General features: G+C 73.2%; 17 protein-coding genes. 5 read left to right on the forward strand and 12 right to left on the reverse strand.

All coding sequences use genetic code 11. The features are described 5' to 3' along the window. Nucleotides 1-3: 3 nt before the first annotated feature. Nucleotides 4-339: a hypothetical protein gene (locus ACFP1Z_RS29915; RefSeq protein ID WP_390320839.1), complete on the forward strand. Its 336-nt coding sequence runs from the start codon at nt 4-6 to the stop codon at nt 337-339. Between the two features lie 26 nt (nt 340-365). Here ACFP1Z_RS29915 and ACFP1Z_RS29920 read toward each other — a convergent pair whose 3' ends face one another. After that, complete coding sequence (locus ACFP1Z_RS29920) at nt 366-1703, reverse strand: tetratricopeptide repeat protein (RefSeq protein ID WP_390320840.1); 1338 nt, start codon at nt 1701-1703, stop codon at nt 366-368. Between the two features lie 129 nt (nt 1704-1832). Between ACFP1Z_RS29920 and ACFP1Z_RS29925 the strand changes: the two genes are divergently transcribed. Next, entirely contained in the window at nt 1833-2036 is a 204-nt protein-coding gene (locus ACFP1Z_RS29925; protein ID WP_390320841.1) for a hypothetical protein, read from the forward strand. 235 nt (nt 2037-2271) lie between these two features. Here the strand turns inward: ACFP1Z_RS29925 and ACFP1Z_RS29930 are convergent, their stop codons facing one another. The 5 genes from ACFP1Z_RS29930 to ACFP1Z_RS29950 all read right to left on the reverse strand — a co-directional run bounded on the left by ACFP1Z_RS29930 (nt 2272) and on the right by ACFP1Z_RS29950 (nt 8753). Beyond that, complete coding sequence (locus ACFP1Z_RS29930; RefSeq protein WP_390320842.1) at nt 2272-4401, reverse strand: 3-hydroxyacyl-CoA dehydrogenase NAD-binding domain-containing protein; 2130 nt, start codon at nt 4399-4401, stop codon at nt 2272-2274. After that, nucleotides 4398-5612: a thiolase family protein gene (locus ACFP1Z_RS29935; RefSeq protein ID WP_390320843.1), complete on the reverse strand. Its 1215-nt coding sequence runs from the start codon at nt 5610-5612 to the stop codon at nt 4398-4400. Before ACFP1Z_RS29935 ends, ACFP1Z_RS29930 begins: the two co-directional genes overlap by 4 nt. 214 nt (nt 5613-5826) lie before the next feature. Then, nucleotides 5827-7104 (reverse strand): ribonuclease D, encoded by a 1278-nt coding sequence (locus ACFP1Z_RS29940; protein WP_390320844.1) that lies wholly within the window; start codon nt 7102-7104, stop codon nt 5827-5829. Between the two features lie 167 nt (nt 7105-7271). Continuing rightward, complete coding sequence (locus tag ACFP1Z_RS29945; protein ID WP_390320845.1) at nt 7272-7934, reverse strand: LuxR C-terminal-related transcriptional regulator; 663 nt, start codon at nt 7932-7934, stop codon at nt 7272-7274. A gap of 177 nt (nt 7935-8111) precedes the next feature. Beyond that, the gene (locus ACFP1Z_RS29950) at nt 8112-8753 is read right to left on the reverse strand and encodes a DUF3000 domain-containing protein (protein ID WP_390320846.1); all 642 of its coding nucleotides are present in this window, start codon (nt 8751-8753) and stop codon (nt 8112-8114) included. Between the two features lie 90 nt (nt 8754-8843). Here ACFP1Z_RS29950 and hemE point away from each other — a divergent pair, with 90 nt between their 5' ends. Then, nucleotides 8844-9917: a uroporphyrinogen decarboxylase gene (gene hemE / locus ACFP1Z_RS29955; RefSeq protein WP_390320847.1), complete on the forward strand. Its 1074-nt coding sequence runs from the start codon at nt 8844-8846 to the stop codon at nt 9915-9917. Nucleotides 9918-10040: 123 nt separating this feature from the next. On the opposite strand, the gene pcaG is transcribed toward hemE, so the two are convergent. The 4 genes from pcaG to ACFP1Z_RS29975 all read right to left on the reverse strand — a co-directional run bounded on the left by pcaG (nt 10041) and on the right by ACFP1Z_RS29975 (nt 13790). Next, a complete protein-coding gene (pcaG, locus tag ACFP1Z_RS29960) occupies nt 10041-10604 on the reverse strand; it encodes a protocatechuate 3,4-dioxygenase subunit alpha (protein WP_390320848.1) in 564 nt (187 codons plus the stop codon). A 1-nt stretch (nt 10605) separates the two neighbouring features. After that, nucleotides 10606-11295 (reverse strand): protocatechuate 3,4-dioxygenase subunit beta, encoded by a 690-nt coding sequence (gene pcaH / locus ACFP1Z_RS29965; RefSeq protein ID WP_390320849.1) that lies wholly within the window; start codon nt 11293-11295, stop codon nt 10606-10608. Nucleotides 11296-11347: 52 nt separating this feature from the next. Then, nucleotides 11348-12520 (reverse strand): 4-hydroxybenzoate 3-monooxygenase, encoded by a 1173-nt coding sequence (locus ACFP1Z_RS29970; RefSeq protein WP_390320850.1) that lies wholly within the window; start codon nt 12518-12520, stop codon nt 11348-11350. Nucleotides 12521-12596: 76 nt separating this feature from the next. Beyond that, entirely contained in the window at nt 12597-13790 is a 1194-nt protein-coding gene (locus ACFP1Z_RS29975) for a thiolase family protein (protein WP_390320851.1), read from the reverse strand. 191 nt (nt 13791-13981) lie between these two features. On the opposite strand from ACFP1Z_RS29975, the gene hemG reads away from it, so the two are divergent. Both hemG and hemQ read left to right on the forward strand, forming a co-directional pair. Further along, nucleotides 13982-15415 carry a protoporphyrinogen oxidase gene (gene hemG / locus ACFP1Z_RS29980; protein WP_390320852.1) on the forward strand — a complete coding sequence of 478 codons (1434 nt, stop codon included), beginning with the start codon at nt 13982-13984 and terminating at the stop codon, nt 15413-15415. Between the two features lie 10 nt (nt 15416-15425). Then, nucleotides 15426-16142 carry a hydrogen peroxide-dependent heme synthase gene (hemQ, locus tag ACFP1Z_RS29985; RefSeq protein ID WP_390320853.1) on the forward strand — a complete coding sequence of 239 codons (717 nt, stop codon included), beginning with the start codon at nt 15426-15428 and terminating at the stop codon, nt 16140-16142. A gap of 33 nt (nt 16143-16175) precedes the next feature. On the opposite strand, the gene ACFP1Z_RS29990 is transcribed toward hemQ, so the two are convergent. Both ACFP1Z_RS29990 and ACFP1Z_RS29995 read right to left on the reverse strand, forming a co-directional pair. Beyond that, on the reverse strand, nt 16176-17756 hold the full coding sequence (locus tag ACFP1Z_RS29990) for an alpha/beta hydrolase (protein ID WP_390320854.1): 1581 nt from the start codon (nt 17754-17756) through the stop codon (nt 16176-16178). 82 nt (nt 17757-17838) lie between these two features. Next, nucleotides 17839-18639: a TIGR04222 domain-containing membrane protein gene (locus ACFP1Z_RS29995; RefSeq protein ID WP_390320855.1), complete on the reverse strand. Its 801-nt coding sequence runs from the start codon at nt 18637-18639 to the stop codon at nt 17839-17841. Nucleotides 18640-18753: the final 114 nt, after the last annotated feature.

The raw sequence follows: 18753 nt of genomic DNA on the forward strand, positions 1-18753 counted from the left end.
CTCATGATCTCTCGGCGCGTGGGCGGAGCCGCTCAGGGCCGTGGCCTGGCACCCAAGGCTCTCTTCGGCGGCTCCATGGACACGGGCGAGCTGATCTCCATTCTGCGGGGCATCGTCTACATGAGGGGCGGTCGGCGAGCAGAGCTGCTTCTGGGGCGGAAGATGGCGGATCTCGGCCTGGTCGTGCACCCTACGCCGATGAAAGGGCTCTTCGTCATCGATGTTCCCCCTGAGCAGTCCTACAGTGCGGTTCGCTCGGTTCTGGATGCCGGAGCCGAACGTGGGGTGTGGGACTACGAGGAGGCCGCCATCTCAGCCGTGCACGATGCGCAACTGTGAGCCGTCGTCCAACCCCGGTGGTCTCGTCACGCGGTGGTTGGGACGAGCGGGCGGGCACGCTCGTAGAGCTCCCGCGCGGTGTGGTTCTTCAGATACGGCCGTAGCCGTCCGAGCATGCCCGACATGTGCTCGTCGCACTGGCCCGAGTGGACCTGGGGGTAGATGTCCAGTGCGTTGGACCATGTTGCGCATGCGAATTCCAAGTGTCCGGTTCCCAGCTGCCGTTCGGCGAGCATCGACAAGTATCGGACACGGGTGCGTCGGTGGGAGCTGTGGCGGAGCTTGTCGGACTCTTCCAGGGCCTCGATGGATCCGGTCACGTCACCGAGTTCGTAGCGGACCTGCCCGATGTGGTAGGCGAGCGAGGACGGGTTGTAGGACGCGAATGTCGCTTCCCTGGACTCGGCCTTCTCCATGGCCACTTCCGCCTCCCGGAGATACGCCAACGCCTTCTCCCGGCTGCCCAACTGCGCTGCCGCATGTGCCTGCTGCCCGGTCAGGAACGCCCGCATCCGGGGACCGGCCTGCGGAGACGATGCCGCAGCCGCATCCGCAAGCCGCATTGCCTCTTTCCCGTGCCCAAGGTCCACGGCCTGCACACTCATGCCCCGCAGCGTCGTGCAGTAGGTCAGGTGGTCCTCCGAAGCCCCGGCCAGTTCCAGCGCCTTGACGTAGTACCGCTGGGCCAGGCCGTGCAGACCCTCGTCGACCGCCATGTACCCCGTGAGGTAGCACAGATCAGAAGCCGCCGACATCATTGCCTTTCGCACCGGCCCCGGGCCCCCCGCCCGCAAGTACGGCGCCACCGTGTTCACCAGAAACGCCGCCGCCAACGGTCGCGCATGTCGTCCCCCGAACTCGTCGTCGATTTCCGAGACCCGTTCCGTCATGGCGATCACCATGTCGACCTCGGGCATCCCGATCCGCGCGACAGCCCCGGACTGGACCGCCTCCATCCGCCCCACCACGTCCGGCCACCCCGGCACCGTGAGCGCCACCGAGAACAGCCCCGCCCCCAAGACCCCTCGCCGCGACGGATCCATGTCCTGCCGCCCGAGGTCGATCAGCCCCTCTGCCGTCCCCTCCCGCGCCACCGCCCCGCCCGGAGCCGACACCGGGAACCCCGCCTCCCCGTACGACACCGGCCGCCCCAGCCTCCGTGCCAGTGCCTCCAGCACCAGCGGCCGTACGTCCTCCTTCGGCAGATGCCCGGACAACCACTGATGCACCGACGGCTCCCGGTACTTCAGCGGTGTACCCCGCTCCGTACCGACCCTGTTCACCGCCTGTGCCAACTGGCGCAGAGTCCACCCCGACTCCCGGAACAGCCGCTCCAGACCCGCGTTCGGCACGAGACCCCGCACAGCTCTCAACTCCTCGGCCCAGCACAGCGCTTAAAGCTCTTAAAACCGGCCACCGCCGCCCACCGTACCGCCACGCGTGACTGCCCGGTTACCTGAAGCGCACAGAGGTGAGTGCGAGAGAGGAGAGCGATGACCTACCGCACCGGCGTCTACGTCGTCGACAGGCGGACCGGACGCCTGGGCCAGCTCATGGGTAAGGAAGGCCCGTACGTACAGCTCCGCCCCCTCGGCGGCGGACGTGAGTGGGACTGCCTGCCGCGAGCGCTCAGACTCGCACCCCCGGACGAAATCCGGCAGGAACGGGCCGCTTCCGCCGGGAGCGGCGACACATGACGGACACCCCGCCGACCCGGCAGCAGCTGGAACCCCTGCCCTGCATGCTCTGCGCCCGCCTCATGATGACCCGCACCACCGCCCTCCGCGATGGCCATTTTCAGCAAGCCTTCAAACTCCAGACAGAGTTGGAGAGACACCAGCAAGAAATGCACCCGTGACAAGCGGAAGGGCCGCGCGGCCCGGGACAAAGCCCGGGCCGCACGGCCCTCAACCAGCCGCGAAAACCCCCCGCTTACGCCGGAACGCTCGCAACCCCCGCCTCCAGGAACCGCTTCCCGTTGACCCGCTCGGAAACGCCCTCCCGGTCCAAGTACGGCGTGATGCCGCCCAGATGGAAGGGCCACCCCGCACCGGTGATGAGGCACAGGTCGATGTCCTGGGCCTCGGCGACGACGCCCTCGTCCAGCATCAGCCCGATCTCCTGGGCCACAGCCTCAAGAACCCGGGCCCGTACCTGCTCCTCCGTCAGGACCACGTCGCCCTGCTGGAGCAGCGACAGCACCTCCGGGTCCAGTTCCGGCTTGCCGGAGTCGTGGACGTAGAAGCCGCGCTTGCCCGCCTTGACGACGGCCGCCAAGTTGGCCGACACCTTGAAGCGGTCGGGGAAGGCGCCCGCCAGTGTCTCGGAGACGTGCAGGCCGATCGCCGGGCCGACCAGTTCCAGAAGGACCAGCGGCGACATCGGCAGGCCCAGCGGCTCGACCGCGCGCTCGGCGACGGCGACCGGGGTGCCCTCGTCGATGGTGTTCTGGATCTCGCCCATGAAGCGGGTGAGGATGCGGTTGACGACGAACGCCGGGGCGTCCTTGACCAGGACGGCCGTCTTCTTCAGCTTCTTCGCGACGCCGAAGGCCGTGGCGAGGGCCGCGTCGTCCGTGCGTTCGCCGCGCACGATCTCCAGCAGCGGCAGGATCGCGACGGGGTTGAAGAAGTGGAAGCCGACGACCCGCTCGGGGTGCTTGAGCTTCGAGGCCATCTCGGTGACGGACAGCGAGGAGGTGTTCGTCGCGAGGATCGCGTGCTCGGGCACGACGGCCTCGACCTCCGCGAACACCTGCTGCTTGACGCCCATTTCCTCGAAGACGGCCTCGATGACGAAGTCGGCGTCGCAGAAGGCGGCGGCCTTGTCCAGGGAGCCGGTCACCAGGGCCTTCAGGCGGTTGGCCTTGTCCTGGTTGATGCGGCCCTTGCCGAGCAGCTTGTCGATCTCGCCGTGGACGTAGCCCACACCCTTGTCGACGCGCTCCTGGTCGATGTCGGTCAGGACGACCGGCACCTCCAGGCGGCGCGCGAAGAGCAGCGCGAGCTGGGAGGCCATCAGACCGGCGCCGACGACACCGACCTTGGTGACGGGGCGGGCCAGCGACTTGTCCGGGGCGCCGGCGGGGCGCTTGGCGCGCTTCTGCACCAGGTTGAACGCGTAGATGCCGGAGCGCAGTTCACCGCACATGATGAGGTCGGCGAGGGCGCGGGACTCGGCCTCGAAGCCCTGGCGCAGGTCGCCGTTCTTCGCGGCGGAGATGATGTCGAGCGCGCGGTAGGCGGCCGGGGCGGCGCCGTGCACCTTGGAGTCGGCGATCGCCCGGCCGCGCTCGACGGCGGCGTCCCAGGACTCGCCGCGGTCGATCTCGGGGCGGTCGATGTGGATGTCGCCCTTGAGGACCTTCGCGGTCCACAGCAGCGACTGCTCCAGGAAGTCCGCGCCCTCGAAGAGCGCGTCGGCGATGCCGAGTTCGGCGACCTGCTTGCCCTTGAGCTGACGGTTCTGGTTGAGGGCGTTCTCGATGATGACCTTGACGGCGCGGTCGGGGCCGATGAGGTTCGGCAGCAGCGTGCAGCCGCCCCAGCCGGGGACCAGGCCGAGGAAGACCTCGGGCAGCGAGAACGCCGGCAGCGACTTGGAGACGGTGCGGTACGTGCAGTGCAGGCCGACCTCGACGCCGCCGCCCATGGCCGCGCCGTTGTAGTACGCGAACGTGGGCACCGCGAGCGCCGCGAGGCGCTTGAAGACCTCGTGGCCGCTGATGCCGATGGCCAGCGCGTCCTCGTACCGCTTGACGACCTCGACGCCCTTGAGGTCGGCGCCGACGGCGAAGATGAACGGCTTGCCCGTGAGGCCGGCGCCGACGATCGTGCCCTCGGCGGCCTCCTTCTCCACCTGGTCGATGGCAGTGTTGAGGTTCGCCAGCGACTGCGGGCCGAAGGTGGTCGGCTTGGTGTGGTCCAGGCCGTTGTCCAGCGTGATCAGCGCGAACCTGCCCGCCCCGTACGGGAGGTCGAGGTGGCGTACGTGCGCCTGTGTGACGACCTCGCCCGGGAAGAGCCCGGCCGCACCCTTCAACAGCTCGGCGGTGGTACTCACTTGCCCTCCCAGTGCGGGTTCTCCCAGATGACCGTGCCGCCCATGCCGAAGCCCACGCACATCGAGGTGATGCCGTAGCGGACCTCGGGCTGCTCCTCGAACTGCCGCGCCAGCTGGTTCATCAGCCGGACACCGGAGGAGGCCAGCGGGTGGCCGAAGGCGATCGCGCCGCCCCACTGGTTGACGCGCGGGTCGTCGTCGTCGATGCCGAAGTGGTCCAGGAAGGACAGCACCTGCACCGCGTACGCCTCGTTGAGCTCGAACAGGCCGATGTCGTCGATGGACAGGCCCGCCTTGGCGAGCGCCTTCTGGGTCGAGGGGATCGGGCCCAGGCCCATCAGCTCCGGCTCGACACCGGCGAACGCGTAGGACACCAGCCGCATCTTCACCGGCAGGCCCAGCTCGCGCGCCACGTCCTCGGCGGCGATCAGCGAGGCCGTCGCACCGTCGTTGAGGCCGGAGGAGGTGCCCGGGGTGACCCGCCCGTGCACACGGAAGGGGGTCTTCAGGCCCGCGAGGGCCTCCAGGGTGGTGCCCGGTCGCATCGGCTCGTCGACCGTGGCCAGGCCCCAGCCGGTCTCGCCGGTCTCCGGGTTGGTGCGGCGTACGGCGATCGGCACCAGATCCTGCTGGATCTTGTTGTCGGCGTAGGCCTTGGCGGCCTTCTCCTGGCTGCGTACGCCGTAGCGGTCGGCGCGCTCCTTGGTGAGCTGCGGGAAGCGGTCGTGGATGTTCTCCGCGGTCATCCCCATGACGAGCGCGGACTCGTCGACGAGCTTCTCCGAGACGAAGCGCGGGTTGGGGTCGACGCCCTCGCCCATCGGGTGCCGGCCCATGTGCTCGACGCCGCCCGCGACGGCGATGTCGTACGCGCCGAAGGCGATACCGCCGGCGACGGTGGTGACGGCCGTCATCGCACCGGCACACATACGGTCGATGGAGTAGCCGGGCACGGACTGCGGCAGCCCCGCGAGGATGCCCGCGGTACGGCCCAGGGTCAGCCCCTGGTCGCCGATCTGCGTGGTGGCGGCCACGGCGACCTCGTCGACCCGGGCCGGCTCCAGGTCGGGGTTGCGGCGCAGCAGCTCACGGATGCACTTGACGACCAGGTCGTCCGCGCGGGTCTCGTGGTAGATGCCCTTCGGGCCCGCCTTGCCGAACGGGGTGCGGACGCCGTCGACGAAGACGACGTCCCTAGCGGTACGAGGCACGTTGGCTCTCCTCCAGGTGCGGATCGCGGCGCGCGGGCATGCCGAAACGGGGGTACGCCACGGCGCGGGACTCACCGTCATGCTACTTACGAGTAACCACGCTGCACAGTCCCCCCGGGCACAGCGGTGAAGGTCACACCGGCACGCGGGACGCGCGAGGGCCCCCGGCCCCGCCGGAAGCGGGATCGGGGGCCCTCGCACGGGTGCGGGCACTTTAGGAGGAGGCCGCCCGCAGCGCGTTGACCAGCACCGGGGTCACCTGCTCGATCTGCCAGCGGCGGGCGCCGTGGGCGGCGAGCGCCTCGGCGACGGCCTCGTGCGTGGTCTCCTTGGGGGGCTCCCAGCACACGCGGCGCACGGTGTCGGGGGTGATCAGGTTCTCCTGCGGCATGGTCAGCCGCTCGGCCAGCTCGGAGACGGCGGTACGGGCCGCCGCGAGCCGGCCGGCCGCGGCCGGGTCCTTGTCCGCCCACGCGCGGGGCGGCGGCGGGCCGGTCACGGGCTGGCCGGGCTGCGGCAGTTCGCTGTCGGGCAGGGCGCGGGCGCGGTCGACCGCCGCCTGCCACTGCTCCAACTGCTTGCGGCTCGTGCGGTGCCCGTAGCCGGGCAGGGCCGCGAGCGCCTGGGTGTTGGCGGGCATGTTCAGCGCGGCCTCGACGATGGCGGCGTCGCCGAGGACCTTGCCGGGCGAGACGTCGCGGCGCTGGGCCACCAGGTCGCGGGCGGTCCACAGCTCGCGGACCACCGCCAGCTGCCGCCGCCGGCGCACCTTGTGCATGCCGGAGGTGCGGCGCCAGGGGTCCTTGCGCGGCGGCGGGGGCGGGGCGGCGGCGATGGCCGCGAACTCCTCGCGGGCCCACTCCAGCTTCCCCTGCCGCTCCAGCTCCTCCTCCAGCGCGTCCCGCAGGTCGATCAGGAGCTCCACGTCGAGGGTGGCGTAGCGCAGCCAGGGCTCGGGCAGCGGGCGGGTGGACCAGTCGACGGCGGAGTGGCCCTTCTCCAGGGCGTAGCCCAGGACGTTCTCGACCATGGCGCCGAGGCCGACGCGCGCGAAGCCGGCGAGGCGGCCCGCGAGCTCGGTGTCGAACAGCCGGGCCGGCGCCATCCCTATTTCGCGCAGGCACGGCAGGTCCTGCGTGGCGGCGTGCAGCACCCACTCGGCGTCGGCGACGGCTTCGCCGAGCGCGGTCAGATCGGGGCAGCCCACGGGGTCGACGAGCGCGGAGCCCGCGCCGGCCCGGCGCAGCTGCACCAGATAGGCGCGCTGGCCGTAGCGGTAGCCGGAGGCGCGCTCGGCGTCGACGGCGACGGGGCCGCTGCCCGCGGCGAAGGCGGCGACGACCCCGGCGAGCGCGGCCTCGTCCGCGACCACCGGCGGGATGCCCTCACGCGGTTCCAGCAGGGGGATCGGCGCCGTCTCGACGTCGTCCGGGGGGGCGCCCCCGGTGTTGCGCAGTGGTTGGTCTGCTGCGGTCTCTTGGGCGTCGGTCACCCGTCAAGGGTATCTGTGCATGGCAAGCGCCCGTCGGCGGCGGCGTGCCGACGACGGGCGCGGTGCGGGTTTCCGCAGTGCTTGCGGAGGTTTCATCGGTACTTGCGGAGTTTTCGGAGGTAATAGGGGAAAGGGGGATTCCGTCCGCTTCTGCGGGCTGTGCCGGGTCAGTGGATGATGCCGGTGCGCAGCGCGACCGCGACCATTCCGGCGCGGTCGCCGGTGCCGAGCTTGCGGGCGATGCGGGCGAGGTGGCTCTTGACCGTGAGGGCGGACAGCCCCATCGAGACGCCGATGGCCTTGTTGGACTGCCCCTCCGCGACCAGCCGCAGTACCTCGACCTCGCGGCCGGACAGCTCGCGGTAGCCACCGGGGTGGCCGGGGGCGCCGGGCGGGCGGCGGTGCAGCCGGGCCGCGGCGGCGGAGCCGATGGGGGCGGCGCCGGGGCGGCCGGGGACGCCGAGGTTGGTGCGGGTGCCGGTGACGACATAGCCCTTGACGCCGCCGGCGAGGGCGTTGCGCACGGCGCCGATGTCGTCGGCGGCGGAGAGGGCGAGGCCGTTGGGCCAGCCCGCGGCGCGGGTCTCCGACAGCAGGGTCAGCCCGGAGCCGTCGGGGAGGTGGACGTCGGCGACGCAGATGTCGCGCGGGTTGCCGATCCGGGGGCGGGCCTCGGCGATGGACGACGCCTCGATCACGTCCCGGACGCCCAGGGCCCACAGATGGCGGGTGACGGTGGAGCGGACGCGGGGGTCGGCGACCACGACCATGGCCGTCGGCTTGTTCGGGCGGTAGGCGAGGCTCGCAGGTTGCTCAAGGAGTACGGACACCAAGCCTCCAGTGGGGGAGTGGCGGGACGGTGCCGACTTGGGGGATAAGCCGGGGCGATCCGTATGGGAAGGGTCACAAGCCTCTTCGGCAGCGAACCGGCCCGGCTTTAGGGAATGATCACGAATTAGTGAGTAACAATTCGGGCAATTCGGACGGCTGGCCGAGGGGTCGGCCGCTCAGCGACTGTGCGGGTCGCGGCGCTGCGGAAGCGTCACCACCCCGGCCTCCGGAGCCCCGCCCGGCGGCAGCCCGGCGATCTGGCACAGCAGATCGCACCACGCGGCCAGGTGCGCCGCGGTGTCCGGCACCCCGGCCGCCTCGGGGGCCGGCGACCACGAGGCGCGGATCTCGATGCGCGTCGACGGCTCCCGGTCCGCCAGCCCCCCGAAGTAGTGCGAACCCGCGCGCGTGACCGTCCCGCTCGGCGCCGTGTACGGCACCCGCCGCGCCTCCAGCGCGCCCGTCAGCCAGGACCAGCACACCTCCGGCAGCAGCGGGTCCGCCGCCATCTCCGGCTCCAGGTCGGCCTGGACGAGGGTGACGAGCCGGAAGGTGCCGCGCCACGCGTCGTGCCCCGCCGGGTCGTGCAGCAGGATCAGCCGCCCGTCGGCCAGCTCCGTGTCGTCCACGACGACCGCCGCCTCCAGGGCGTACGAGAACGGGGCGAGCCGCTGGGGCGGCGGGGTGGGGTCGAGCTCGATCTCCGGCCGCAGGCGCACCCCTTGCAGCCCGGCGACCGCTTGCCGGAAGAGGGACGGGGATTCCTCCCCGTCCGCGTCGTCCGGACCGTCCGAGAGGTGTCCCTGCGCCGCAGCCATGCCCGGAAGACTAGGCGGAAGGACCCCCGCTTCCCGGTACGACACCCACATGGGCGGGTCACTCGTTCGGCCCGTGCGAAGATTTGGGGCATGAGTGAGCGCAGGGAGCCCAGCCAGCAGCAGACCCGCCGCAGCGCGGCGCACGACTCGGCGTTCCTGCGGGCGTGCCGCCGTGAGCCCGTGCCGCACACGCCGGTGTGGTTCATGCGCCAGGCGGGACGCTCGCTGCCGGAGTACCGCAAGGTGCGCGAGGGCATCCCGATGCTCGACTCGTGCATGCGGCCCGAGCTCGTCACCGAGATCACCCTGCAGCCCGTGCGCCGGCACGGCGTCGACGCCGCGATCTTCTTCAGCGACATCGTCGTGCCGCTCAAGGCCATCGGCATCGACCTCGACATCAAGCCCGGCGTCGGCCCCGTCGTCGCCGAGCCCTTCCGCACCCGCGCCGACCTCGCGCGGCTGCGCCCGCTCACGCCCGAGGACGTGCCGTACGTGACCGAGGCCGTGGGCATGCTCACCGCCGAGCTCGGCACCACCCCGCTCATCGGCTTCGCCGGCGCCCCCTTCACGCTCGCCAGCTACCTCATCGAGGGCGGCCCCTCGCGCAGTTACGAGCGCACCAAGGCCATGATCTACGGCGACCCGGAGCTGTGGGCCGACCTCGTCGGCCGGCTCGCCGGGATCACCTCGGGCTTCCTGAAGGTGCAGATCGAGGCGGGCGCGAGCGCGGTGCAGCTCTTCGACTCCTGGGCCGGCGCCCTCGCCCCCGCCGACTACCGGCAGTTCGTCATGCCCGCCTCCGCGAAGGTCTTCGACGCCGTCGCCCCCTACGGCGTGCCCCGGATCCACTTCGGTGTGGGCACCGGCGAACTCCTGGGCCTGATGGGCGAGGCCGGCGCGGACGTGGTCGGCGTCGACTGGCGCGTCCCGCTCGACGAGGCCGCCCGCCGTGTCGGCCCCGGCAAGGCGTTGCAGGGCAACCTCGACCCGGCCGTGCTGTTCGCCCCGCGCGAGGCCGTCGAGGCCAAGACCCGCGAGGTCCTCGACGCGGCACGCGGACTGGAGGGCCACGTCTTCAACCTCGGCCACGGCGTCATGCCCGCCACGGACCCCGGCGCCCTCACCCACCTCGTGCAGTACGTGCACGAGCAGAGCCGGCGCTAAGCGCTCCGCTGGAAGTGCCGCGAACGGGTCGTCGATCGACTGCGGCGCCGTCGTGGCTGGTCGCGCAGTTCCCCGCGCCCCTTCGGGGCGCTGCCGTACCGCAGTGGACTTCGCCCGACCTGCTTAGGCCGGGTCGGGCGGGTACGTCAGGAACACCGTTTCCGCCGTCCCGCCCAGCCGCACGTCGAAGCGGTGGCCGCGCGGCAGGGCCGGGTCCGGGGCGGCCAGCAGTGTCGCGCGCCGCTCCTGCGGCAGGGCGGCGAGCAGGGGATCGTCGCCGGGCAGCGCGAAGTACGCGCGTGTCCGCAGGTGGTGCGTCAGGCCGCGCGTGAAGAGGGCCACCGCGAGGTACGGCGCGCCGCCCGGCGGCAGGGTGCGCAGGGCGTAGTGGCCCTCCGCGTCGGTGGGGACCCGCCCGAAACCGGTGAAGGCGGTTCTCGCCGCGCCGTCGCGGCGCAGGGCACCGGGTGCGCGCGGGGGAGCGCCGCCGGGGCCCGTCTGCCAGAACTCCAGGAGCGCGTCGGTGACCGGCGCGCCCTCGCCGTCGTACACGTACCCGTGCACGGTGACGGCCTCCGGGTGCCCGGCGGGTGCGAGGCCGGCGGCGCCCGGGGCGGGCAGGGCGAAACCGAAGTAGGGGCCGACGGTCTGCGCGGGGGTGGCGGGCAGCGCCCGCTCCGGCGTCATCTCAGCGGTTCCCCTCGGTCCAGGTGGCGGCCGGGCCGTCCAGGACCACGTCCCAGTGGTAACCCAGTGCCTCCTCCGGCTCGTTCAGGCGCGGGTCGTGGACGGCGACCAGGCGCTGCCGGGCGGCCGGGTCCGCGACCGCGTGCCAGACCGGGTCGTACGCCAGCAGCGGATCGCCCGGGAAGTACATCTGTGTCACCAGGCGCTGGACGAAGGCCGTGCCGAAGAACGAGAAGTGCACGTGGGCCGGGCGCCACAGGTTGCCGCCGCCGGGCAGGGGATAGGCGCCGGGGCGGACGGTGACGAAACGGTAGCGGCCCTCGGCGTCGGTCAGGCAGCGGCCCGTGCCGGTGAAGTTCGCGTCCAGCGGCGCCCGGTGCGTATCGCCCGGGTGCGCGTAGCGGCCGGCGGCGTTGGCCTGCCAGATCTCGACGAGCTGGCCGCGCACGGGGCGGCCCGCGCGGTCCAGCACCCGCCCGCTGACGACGATCCGTTCGCCGATCGGCTCGCCCCGGTGCTGCCGGGTCAGATCGTGGTCGAGGGGACCGACGTCGGCCGGGCCGAAGACCGGGCCGGTCAGCTCGACGGCCTCCGGGTCCGGGGCCACCGGTACGGGCGGGCGCTGGGGCCGGCGCGACGGGGCGTCGTACGGGTCGGCGGTGAAGCGTACGCGGCTGTCCGTGGATGTCATGAACACCACCTACCCCTCCGTGCCGCGGGCGACCCCGGCGACTGAAACGCCGTCAGAACAGCGGCGGCCCCGCGCAGTTCTCGGCCAGCTCGGCCGCCGCCGCCGTAGGGCCCGTCAGCCGGCGCAGCCACGCGAGCTGCAACTGCCGGTCGTAGGGGTCGCCGTCCGGCGGGGCGTGCAGCAGCGCCGTCAGATCGTGCGCGAAGCGCTGCGCCTGCCACACGCGGCGCAGACACAGCTCCGAGTAGCGGTCGAGCAGCTGCGCCGAACCGTTCACGCGCCAGTGGAAGAAGCCCCGCGCCATGGTGACCGCGTCCGCCAGGGCCAGGTTCAGGCCCTTCGCGGCCGTCGGCAGGACCAGGTGCGCGGCGTCACCGGCCAGCAGCAGCCGCCCGTGGCGCATCGGCTCGGTCACCCGGCTGCGCAGCGCCGTCACCGACCGGGCGACCACCGGGCCCCGGCGCAGCTCCCCGCCCCCGGCCGCGAGCCGTACCTCCAGCTCCTCCCACACCCGCTCCTCCGGCCACTCCTCAAGCCGTGTGCCGTCCGGCACCTGGAGGCAGAACCGGGACAGCCGGGGGGTGTGCGCCGTGTGCAGGGCGAAGCCCCGCTCGTGCCCCGCGAGCAGCAACTCGTCACTGAAGGGCGGCGCTTCGGCCAGGATCCCCAGCCACGAGCACGGGTGCGTACGCCCGTGCGCACGCACCCCGTCCGCGGGCAGCGCGTCCTGGGAGACACCGCGCGCGCCGTCGCAGCCCGCCACCCACTCGCACTCCAGCGTCTGCTCGCGGCCCTCATGGACGAAACGGATCAGCGGCTGCTCGCTGTCCGGCTTCTCCACCGCCAGCGCCCGCGCCCCGAACAACAGCGGCGGCCCGTCCAGCAGTTGCAGCAGGACCAGGTCCTTGACGAGCTCGGACTGCGGGTAGCTCACGACCGTCCGGCCGCCGGTCAGCGACGGCAGGTCCACCCGGTGGGAGCGGCCCTCGAAACGCAGCTCGACGCCCCGCAGCTCCAGTCCGTCCCGGTCGAGGCGGTCCGCCGCGCCGCACTCCCGCAGCGCGTCCGTCACCCCCTGCTCCAGCAGCCCGCCGCGCCGGCCGCGCTCGACGCGTTCCCGGTCGCGGGCCTCCAGGACCACGCAGTCCACTCCGGCCCGGTGCAGCAGTCGCGCGAGCAGCAGCCCGGCCGGGCCCGCGCCGATGATGCCGACGGTCGTACGCATCACGAGACCTCTCCAAGCAGCGGACGGGGATCGGCCTGCCCGGACCCGCACGGACCTCACGCGCACGGCTGCGCGGTCAGCGTTCCAGCACCAGCGCCTGGCCCTGGCCGACGCCGACGCACAGCGCCGCGAGGCCCGTACCCGCGCCCGCCGCCGCGAGCTGGTGCGCGAGCGACCCCGCGATCCGGGCGCCGGAGCAGCCCAGCGGGTGACCGATCGCGATCGCTCCGCCGCGCCGGTTGACCACATCGGGGTCGAGGTCGGGCCACTGGGCGAAGCATCCCAGAACCTGTGCCGCGTATGCCTCGTTGAGCTCGAAGTATGTCAGGTCGGCCAGAGTGCGGCCCGCCCTGTCCAGCGCCCGGCGCACGGCCTCGACGGGCCCCAGGCCGAACAGATGAGGCTCGATACCGCTCGCCGCCGACGCCCGGATCCGGGCGAGCGGCTCCCGGCCGCTCTCGCGCAGCCCCCGCTCGTCGCACAGCAGCAGGGCCGCCGCACCGTCGTTGAGCGAGGAGGAGTTGCCCGCCGTGACCGTGCCGCCCTCAGGGCGGAAGGCCGGCTTGAGGCGGGCCAGAGCACTGGTGTCGGCCGCGTCCCGGACGGTCTCGTCCCGGGGCAGACCGATCCCCGGCAGCGGGACGACCTCGGCGTCGTACGCCCCCTCCCGCCAGGCCGCCGCCGCTTTGCGGTGGCTGCCCAGCGCGTAGGCGTCCTGCGCCTCGCGGCTGATGCCGAACTTGTCGGCGATCAGCTCGGCGCACTCGCCCAGCGGCGTCGTCCATGCCTCCGGCATTCTGGGGTTGACCAACCGCCAGCCCAGCGTCGTCGAGTACAGCTGCTGATGGCCGGCCGGGAAGGGCCGCTCGGCCTTCGACAGCACCAGCGGGGCCCGTGTCATCGACTCGACACCGCCGGCGATCACGACCGAGGCGTCGCCCAGGGCGATCGCGCGGTAGCCGTGCACGACGGCCTCCAGACCGGAGGCGCACAGCCGGTTGACGGTCACCCCCGGCACGGTCACCGGCAGCCCCGCCAGCAGCGCCGCCATGCGCCCGACGTTGCGGTTCTCCTCACCGGCGCCGTTGGCGTTGCCGAACACCACGTCGTCGACCAGCGCCGGGTCCAGCCCTTCGGCCCGGTCGGCCAGCGCGCGCACCACGTGCGCGGCCATGTCGTCGGGGCGGACGGAGGCGAGGGCGCCGCCGTACTTGCCGACGGGGGTACGGACGGCGTCGAGGATGTACACGTCCCGGATGCGGTCGTTCATGGCGACTCCTCGGGTCGGAGCGGAACGGAGCGGATCGAAACAGAGCGGAATGGAGCGAACGGTCGGTTGCTGTTCAAGATCGGTCCGGAGACGACGAGTCTCCGCAGCGCCCCGAGCCGCTGTCAATGGGCCGCACAGCGGCGGCCCGGACCGGCCGGGGGCGGTCCGGAGCCGTCTGAGAGAGTGGGGGCATGAGCGCAGCGGACAGCCCCGGCAAGCACGTCGTCGTCATCGGCGGCGGGATCTCCGGACTCGCGGCCGCCCACCGGCTGCTCGCCGGCGGCGCGCGCGTCACGCTCCTGGAGGCCTCCTCCCGCCTCGGCGGCAAGCTGCGCGCCGGGGAGCTCGCCGGCGTCCCCGTGGACCTGGGTGCCGAGTCCATGCTGGCCCGCCGCCCCGAGGCGGTGGCCCTCGCCCGCGCCGTCGGCCTCGCCGACCGGCTGCAGCCGCCCGCCACCACCACCGCCGGGATCTTCACGCGCGGCGGGCTGCGGCCCCTGCCCAAGGGCCACCTCATGGGCGTGCCCGGCGACCTCGGCGCGCTCGCCGCCTCCGGCGTGCTGTCCGAGGAGGGCCTGGCCCGCGTCGCCGAGGACGAGCGCCTGCCCGCCGGAGAGGTCGGCGACGACGTCGCGCTCGGCGCGTACGTGGCCTCCCGGATGGGCCGCGAGGTCGTCGACCGGCTCGTCGAGCCCCTGCTCGGCGGCGTCTACGCGGGCGACCCCTACCGCATCTCGATGCGGGCCGCCGTCCCCCAGCTCTTCGACATCGCCCGCGGCCACCGCTCCCTCGCCGAGGGGGTGCGGGAGTTCCAGGCGCGCGCCGCGCTGCGGCAGCAGGACGGGCCCGTCTTCATGGGCATCGAGGGCGGCATCGGCCAACTGCCCCTCGCCGTCGCCGAGTCGGTGCGCGCGGCCGGCGGGGAGATCCTCACGAGGACCGTCGTGCGCGGCCTGCGCTGGTGCGGCGACGCGTGGGAGGTCGCCGTCGACGACCGGGCCGTCGAGGCCGACGCGGTGGTCGTCGCGGTGCCCGCCCCCGAGGCCCGGCGGATCCTGCGGGAGTCCGTCCCCGCGGCCGCCGCCGAGCTCGCCGCCGTCGAGTACGCCTCCATGGCCCTGGTGACCATGGCCTTCCGCCGCCCGGAGGTGGCCGGCCTGCCGCAGGGCAGCGGCTTCCTCGTGCCGCCCGTCGACGGCCGGAAGATCAAGGCGTCCACGTTCTCCGCCCGCAAGTGGCGCTGGGCCGCCGACGCCGACCCGGACCTGTTCGTCCTGCGCACCTCCATCGGCCGCTACGGCGAGGAGGAGGACCTGCGGCGCGAGGACGCCGAGCTCGTCGCGATGTCGCTGAAGGACCTCGGGGAAGCCGTGGGCCTCACGGCCGCGCCCGTCGCGAGCCGCGTCGACCGCTGGTACGGCGGGCTGCCGCAGTACCCCGTCGGCCACCTCGCCCGCGTCGCGCGGATCCGCGACCACGTCGCGGCCCTGCCCGGGCTGCGCGTGTGCGGCGCGGTCTACGACGGTGTGGGCATCCCCGCGTGCGTCGCGAGCGGCCGGCGGGCCGCCGACGAGATCGTCACGGGCCTGGCCACCCTGGCGGAAGGTCCTTCCGGCGGCGAGTGACAATAGGGACATGACTCACGCGCCCGAGAAGATCCCCAACGCCGGCAAGAAGGCCAAGGACCTCAACGAGGTCATCCGCTACACCCTCTGGTCGGTCTTCAAGCTCCGCGACGTCCTGCCGCAGGACCGCTCCGGCTACGCCGACGAGGTGGAGGAGCTGTTCGCGCAGCTCGCCGAGAAGGACGTGACCGTGCGCGGCACGTACGACCTCTCCGGTCTGCGGGCCGACGCCGACGTCATGATCTGGTGGCACTCCGAGACCTCGGACGCCCTGCAGGACGCCTACAACCGCTTCCGCCGCACCCGCTTCGGCCGCGCCCTGCAGCCGGTGTGGTCGAACATGGCGCTGCACCGGCCCGCCGAGTTCAACAAGTCGCACATCCCGGCGTTCCTCGCCGACGAGGAGCCGCGCGACTACGTCAGCGTCTACCCCTTCGTGCGCAGCTACGACTGGTACCTGCTGCCCGACGAGGACCGCCGCCGTATGCTCGCCGACCACGGCAAGATGGCCCGCGGCTTCCCCGACGTGCGCGCCAACACCGTCGCCTCCTTCTCGCTGGGCGACTACGAGTGGATCCTCGCCTTCGAGGCCAACGACCTCTACCGCATCGTCGACCTCATGCGTCATCTGCGCGGCTCCGAGGCGCGGATGCACGTGCGCGAGGAGGTGCCGTTCTACACCGGGCGGCGCAGGGCGGTCGCCGAGCTCATCGCCGGCCTGGCCTGACCGGCGGGCACCGGCCGGGCGGCGGTACGGCTGCTACGGGCCGTCCGTCGTGGCCGCCGGGACCGGTTCCGGGCGCGGCGCGCAGGAGGTGCGCCGCGCCGGGAGCGCCCCGGTGAGCAGATAGCGGTTGGTGTGGGCGTTGACGCACGCGTTGGGGCCGTTGGCGATGCCGTGCGTGCCCGCGCCCCGCTCGGTCACCAGCGCCGAACCCGGCAGCCTGCGCTGGAGTTCCAGCGCCCCCTTGTACGGGGTGGCCGCGTCCCGCTCGGCGGCCAGCAGCAGGGTGGGCGGCAGCGCGCGGCGCGCGACGCCGATGTCCAGCGGCCGCTGCCGGTGCGCCGGCCAGAAGGCGCACGGCAGGTTCATCCACGCGTTCTCCCAGGTCTCGAACGGCGCCCGGCCGGCCAGCCGGGAGTTGTCCCGGTCCCACACCGGCCAACTCGTGGGCCAGCGCGCGTCGTTGCACTCGACGGCCGTGTAGACGGCGTTGGAGTTCTCGGCGGCCACCGCGCCGGACGCGTCGGGCGTCGCGAGCGCGCGCAACGGCCGGTCGTTGCCGTCGAGATACGCCGAGAGCGCGGCCGCGCTGCGGGGCCAGGCACTGTCCGCGTAGCCGACCTGGAGGAAGGCCGCCTGCAGCTGGCCGGGGCCGATCTTCCCGGCGACGGGCCGGCGGGCGAGCTGCCGGCGGGCCCGGTCGTAGGAGGCCAGCACCTGGTGCGGGGTACGGCCCAGGTGGTAGACGTCGTCGTGCCGGGCCGTCCAGCGCCGCCAGTCGCTCCAGCGGACCTCGAAGGCCGCGGACTGGGCGAGGTTGCTGCCGTACCAGATCATGTGCGGGTCGGGGTTGACGACGCTGTCGAAGACCATGCGGCGCACGTGCCCGGGGAACAGCGTCGCGTACACGGCGCCGAAGTAGGTGCCGTAGGACGCCCCGATGTAGTTCAGCTTCTTCTCGCCCAGCGCGGCGCGCAGCACGTCCAGGTCGCGGGCGTTGTTGAGGCTGTTGAAGAACTGCAGGTCCCTGCCCGCGCGGCGGGCGCAGCCCTGCGCGTAGCCGCGGGCCTGCGCGACGCGCGCCTTCTTGTAGGCGGGCGAGGGGTGTTCGGGCGCGTCGCTGGGCGCCTTGGTGAAGGCGCGCGGGTCGACGCAGGACAGGGGCGCCGAACGGCCCACGCCGCGCGGGGCGTAGCCGACGAAGTCGTACGCCTTGGCGAGCGTCTGCCACGAGCCGAGACCGGAGAGCAGCGGGAAGAACATGCCGGAGCCGCCGGGCCCGCCCGGGTTGTACAGCAGCGCGCCCTGCCGCTCGGTGCGGGAGCCGGTGGCGCGGGAACGGCTGACGGTCAGTTGGATCTGCTTGCCGTCGGGGTGCGCGTAGTCCAGCGGGACGGAGACCGTGCCGCACTGGATGACGCCGGGCAGTTGCTCGGCGGCCGGGCACGCGGTGAAACGGATGCCGCGGGCGGCGGCCCGCTCGGCGGCGCGGGCCGCGCCGCGTGCCTCGGCCTTCCCGCCCGGCGGTGACGCGAGTTCCGCGCCGCCGGCCGGCGCGGTGGTGAGCGCCGTGAGAACGAGCGATCCGAGGGCTCCGTACAAGGCTGCTGTTCTCACTGGCCATCCCTTCACATCTATGCGACAAAAGGGATAATTGGCGGGGCGGTTGGTGAAGTAAAGCACCACGGGCCGGTGTCGGTCAGATGCGTCCGGTCGGGCCCGGGCCGCCGCCGCCCCGCGGCCCGGGGGCGAGGGCGGCCCGCAGATCCGCGTCCGGCAGGGCCCGGCGGCCGTGGACGGCGAGCGCGGTGAGCGCGTCCGGAGCGGCGCACGGAGGCCCGGCGGCGGCGCGACGCAGCACGTCCTGCCCGGCGGGCGAGGCCCAGCGCGTGTACGGCGGGGTCTCGATCCGCGCGAACCCCAGGCACGTCACCGTCATCAGCAGCGGCAGCGAGAACCACGCCGCCGCCTCCTGCCAGCCGCTCGCCGGCGGCACCGCCAGCGCGGCCGCCGCGCCCGTCAGCAGCACCACGGCGCAGGCGCCGCGCACTTGACGGACCGCCAGCAGTACGGCCGCGCGCCGCGGGGCCGGCACCGCGAGGCCCGCCTCGGTCAGCCGGCCGTCCAGGGCCGCGACGGCGTCCGTGCCGGCGTGGGCGCTGCGGACCTCCGGTACGGGTGCCTGGCCGCCGGGCCCGATCGCGGAGATCAGTGAACGCTCCAGCTCGTCACGGCCCAGGGGGTCGACGACGGTCGCCCAGCCGGTCCGCGCGAGCAGCAGCCGCTGCTGACGCTCCATCACCACCAGGGCGAGATCGGTGACACGGCCCGGACCGCCGGCCAGGAACGCCGTCTCGTACAGGGTCGGGACGTACGGCCCGCCGGGGCCGGCCGCACCGTCACGGTCCGCCGGCCGCGCGGCGGCACTCGCCGCCAGGCACAGGCGGCCACAGGCGAGGAGGGCCGCCGCCCAGGCGGCCAGGAGGAAGAGGACCCACATGCACGGGTTGTACGCCGGGGGAGCGCGGAGCGCCATGGGGTGGGGCGGAGTGTCGGACGGTTTGCGTCCGTCGGGGAGAGGGGTTCGGGGGTGGGGTCAACGATTCGGTGGGGC

This window comes from Streptomyces gamaensis (assembly GCF_042656465.1).
In the GTDB taxonomy this organism is placed as follows: domain Bacteria; phylum Actinomycetota; class Actinomycetes; order Streptomycetales; family Streptomycetaceae; genus Streptomyces; species Streptomyces gamaensis.

Excerpts from the sequence above, each read along its gene's own strand:
- ACFP1Z_RS29915 (WP_390320839.1), top strand. The coding sequence starts at position 4 with ATGATCTCTCGGCGCGTGGGCGGAGCCGCTCAGGGCCGTGGCCTGGCA.
- ACFP1Z_RS29925 (WP_390320841.1), top strand. The coding sequence starts at position 1,833 with ATGACCTACCGCACCGGCGTCTACGTCGTCGACAGGCGGACCGGACGC.
- ACFP1Z_RS29950 (WP_390320846.1), bottom strand. The coding sequence starts at position 8,753 with ATGGCTGCGGCGCAGGGACACCTCTCGGACGGTCCGGACGACGCGGAC.
- hemE (WP_390320847.1), top strand. The coding sequence starts at position 8,844 with ATGAGTGAGCGCAGGGAGCCCAGCCAGCAGCAGACCCGCCGCAGCGCG.
- pcaG (WP_390320848.1), bottom strand. The coding sequence starts at position 10,604 with ATGACGCCGGAGCGGGCGCTGCCCGCCACCCCCGCGCAGACCGTCGGC.
- pcaH (WP_390320849.1), bottom strand. The coding sequence starts at position 11,295 with ATGACATCCACGGACAGCCGCGTACGCTTCACCGCCGACCCGTACGAC.
- ACFP1Z_RS29970 (WP_390320850.1), bottom strand. The coding sequence starts at position 12,520 with ATGCGTACGACCGTCGGCATCATCGGCGCGGGCCCGGCCGGGCTGCTG.
- ACFP1Z_RS29975 (WP_390320851.1), bottom strand. The coding sequence starts at position 13,790 with ATGAACGACCGCATCCGGGACGTGTACATCCTCGACGCCGTCCGTACC.
- hemG (WP_390320852.1), top strand. The coding sequence starts at position 13,982 with ATGAGCGCAGCGGACAGCCCCGGCAAGCACGTCGTCGTCATCGGCGGC.
- hemQ (WP_390320853.1), top strand. The coding sequence starts at position 15,426 with ATGACTCACGCGCCCGAGAAGATCCCCAACGCCGGCAAGAAGGCCAAG.
- ACFP1Z_RS29995 (WP_390320855.1), bottom strand. The coding sequence starts at position 18,639 with ATGTGGGTCCTCTTCCTCCTGGCCGCCTGGGCGGCGGCCCTCCTCGCC.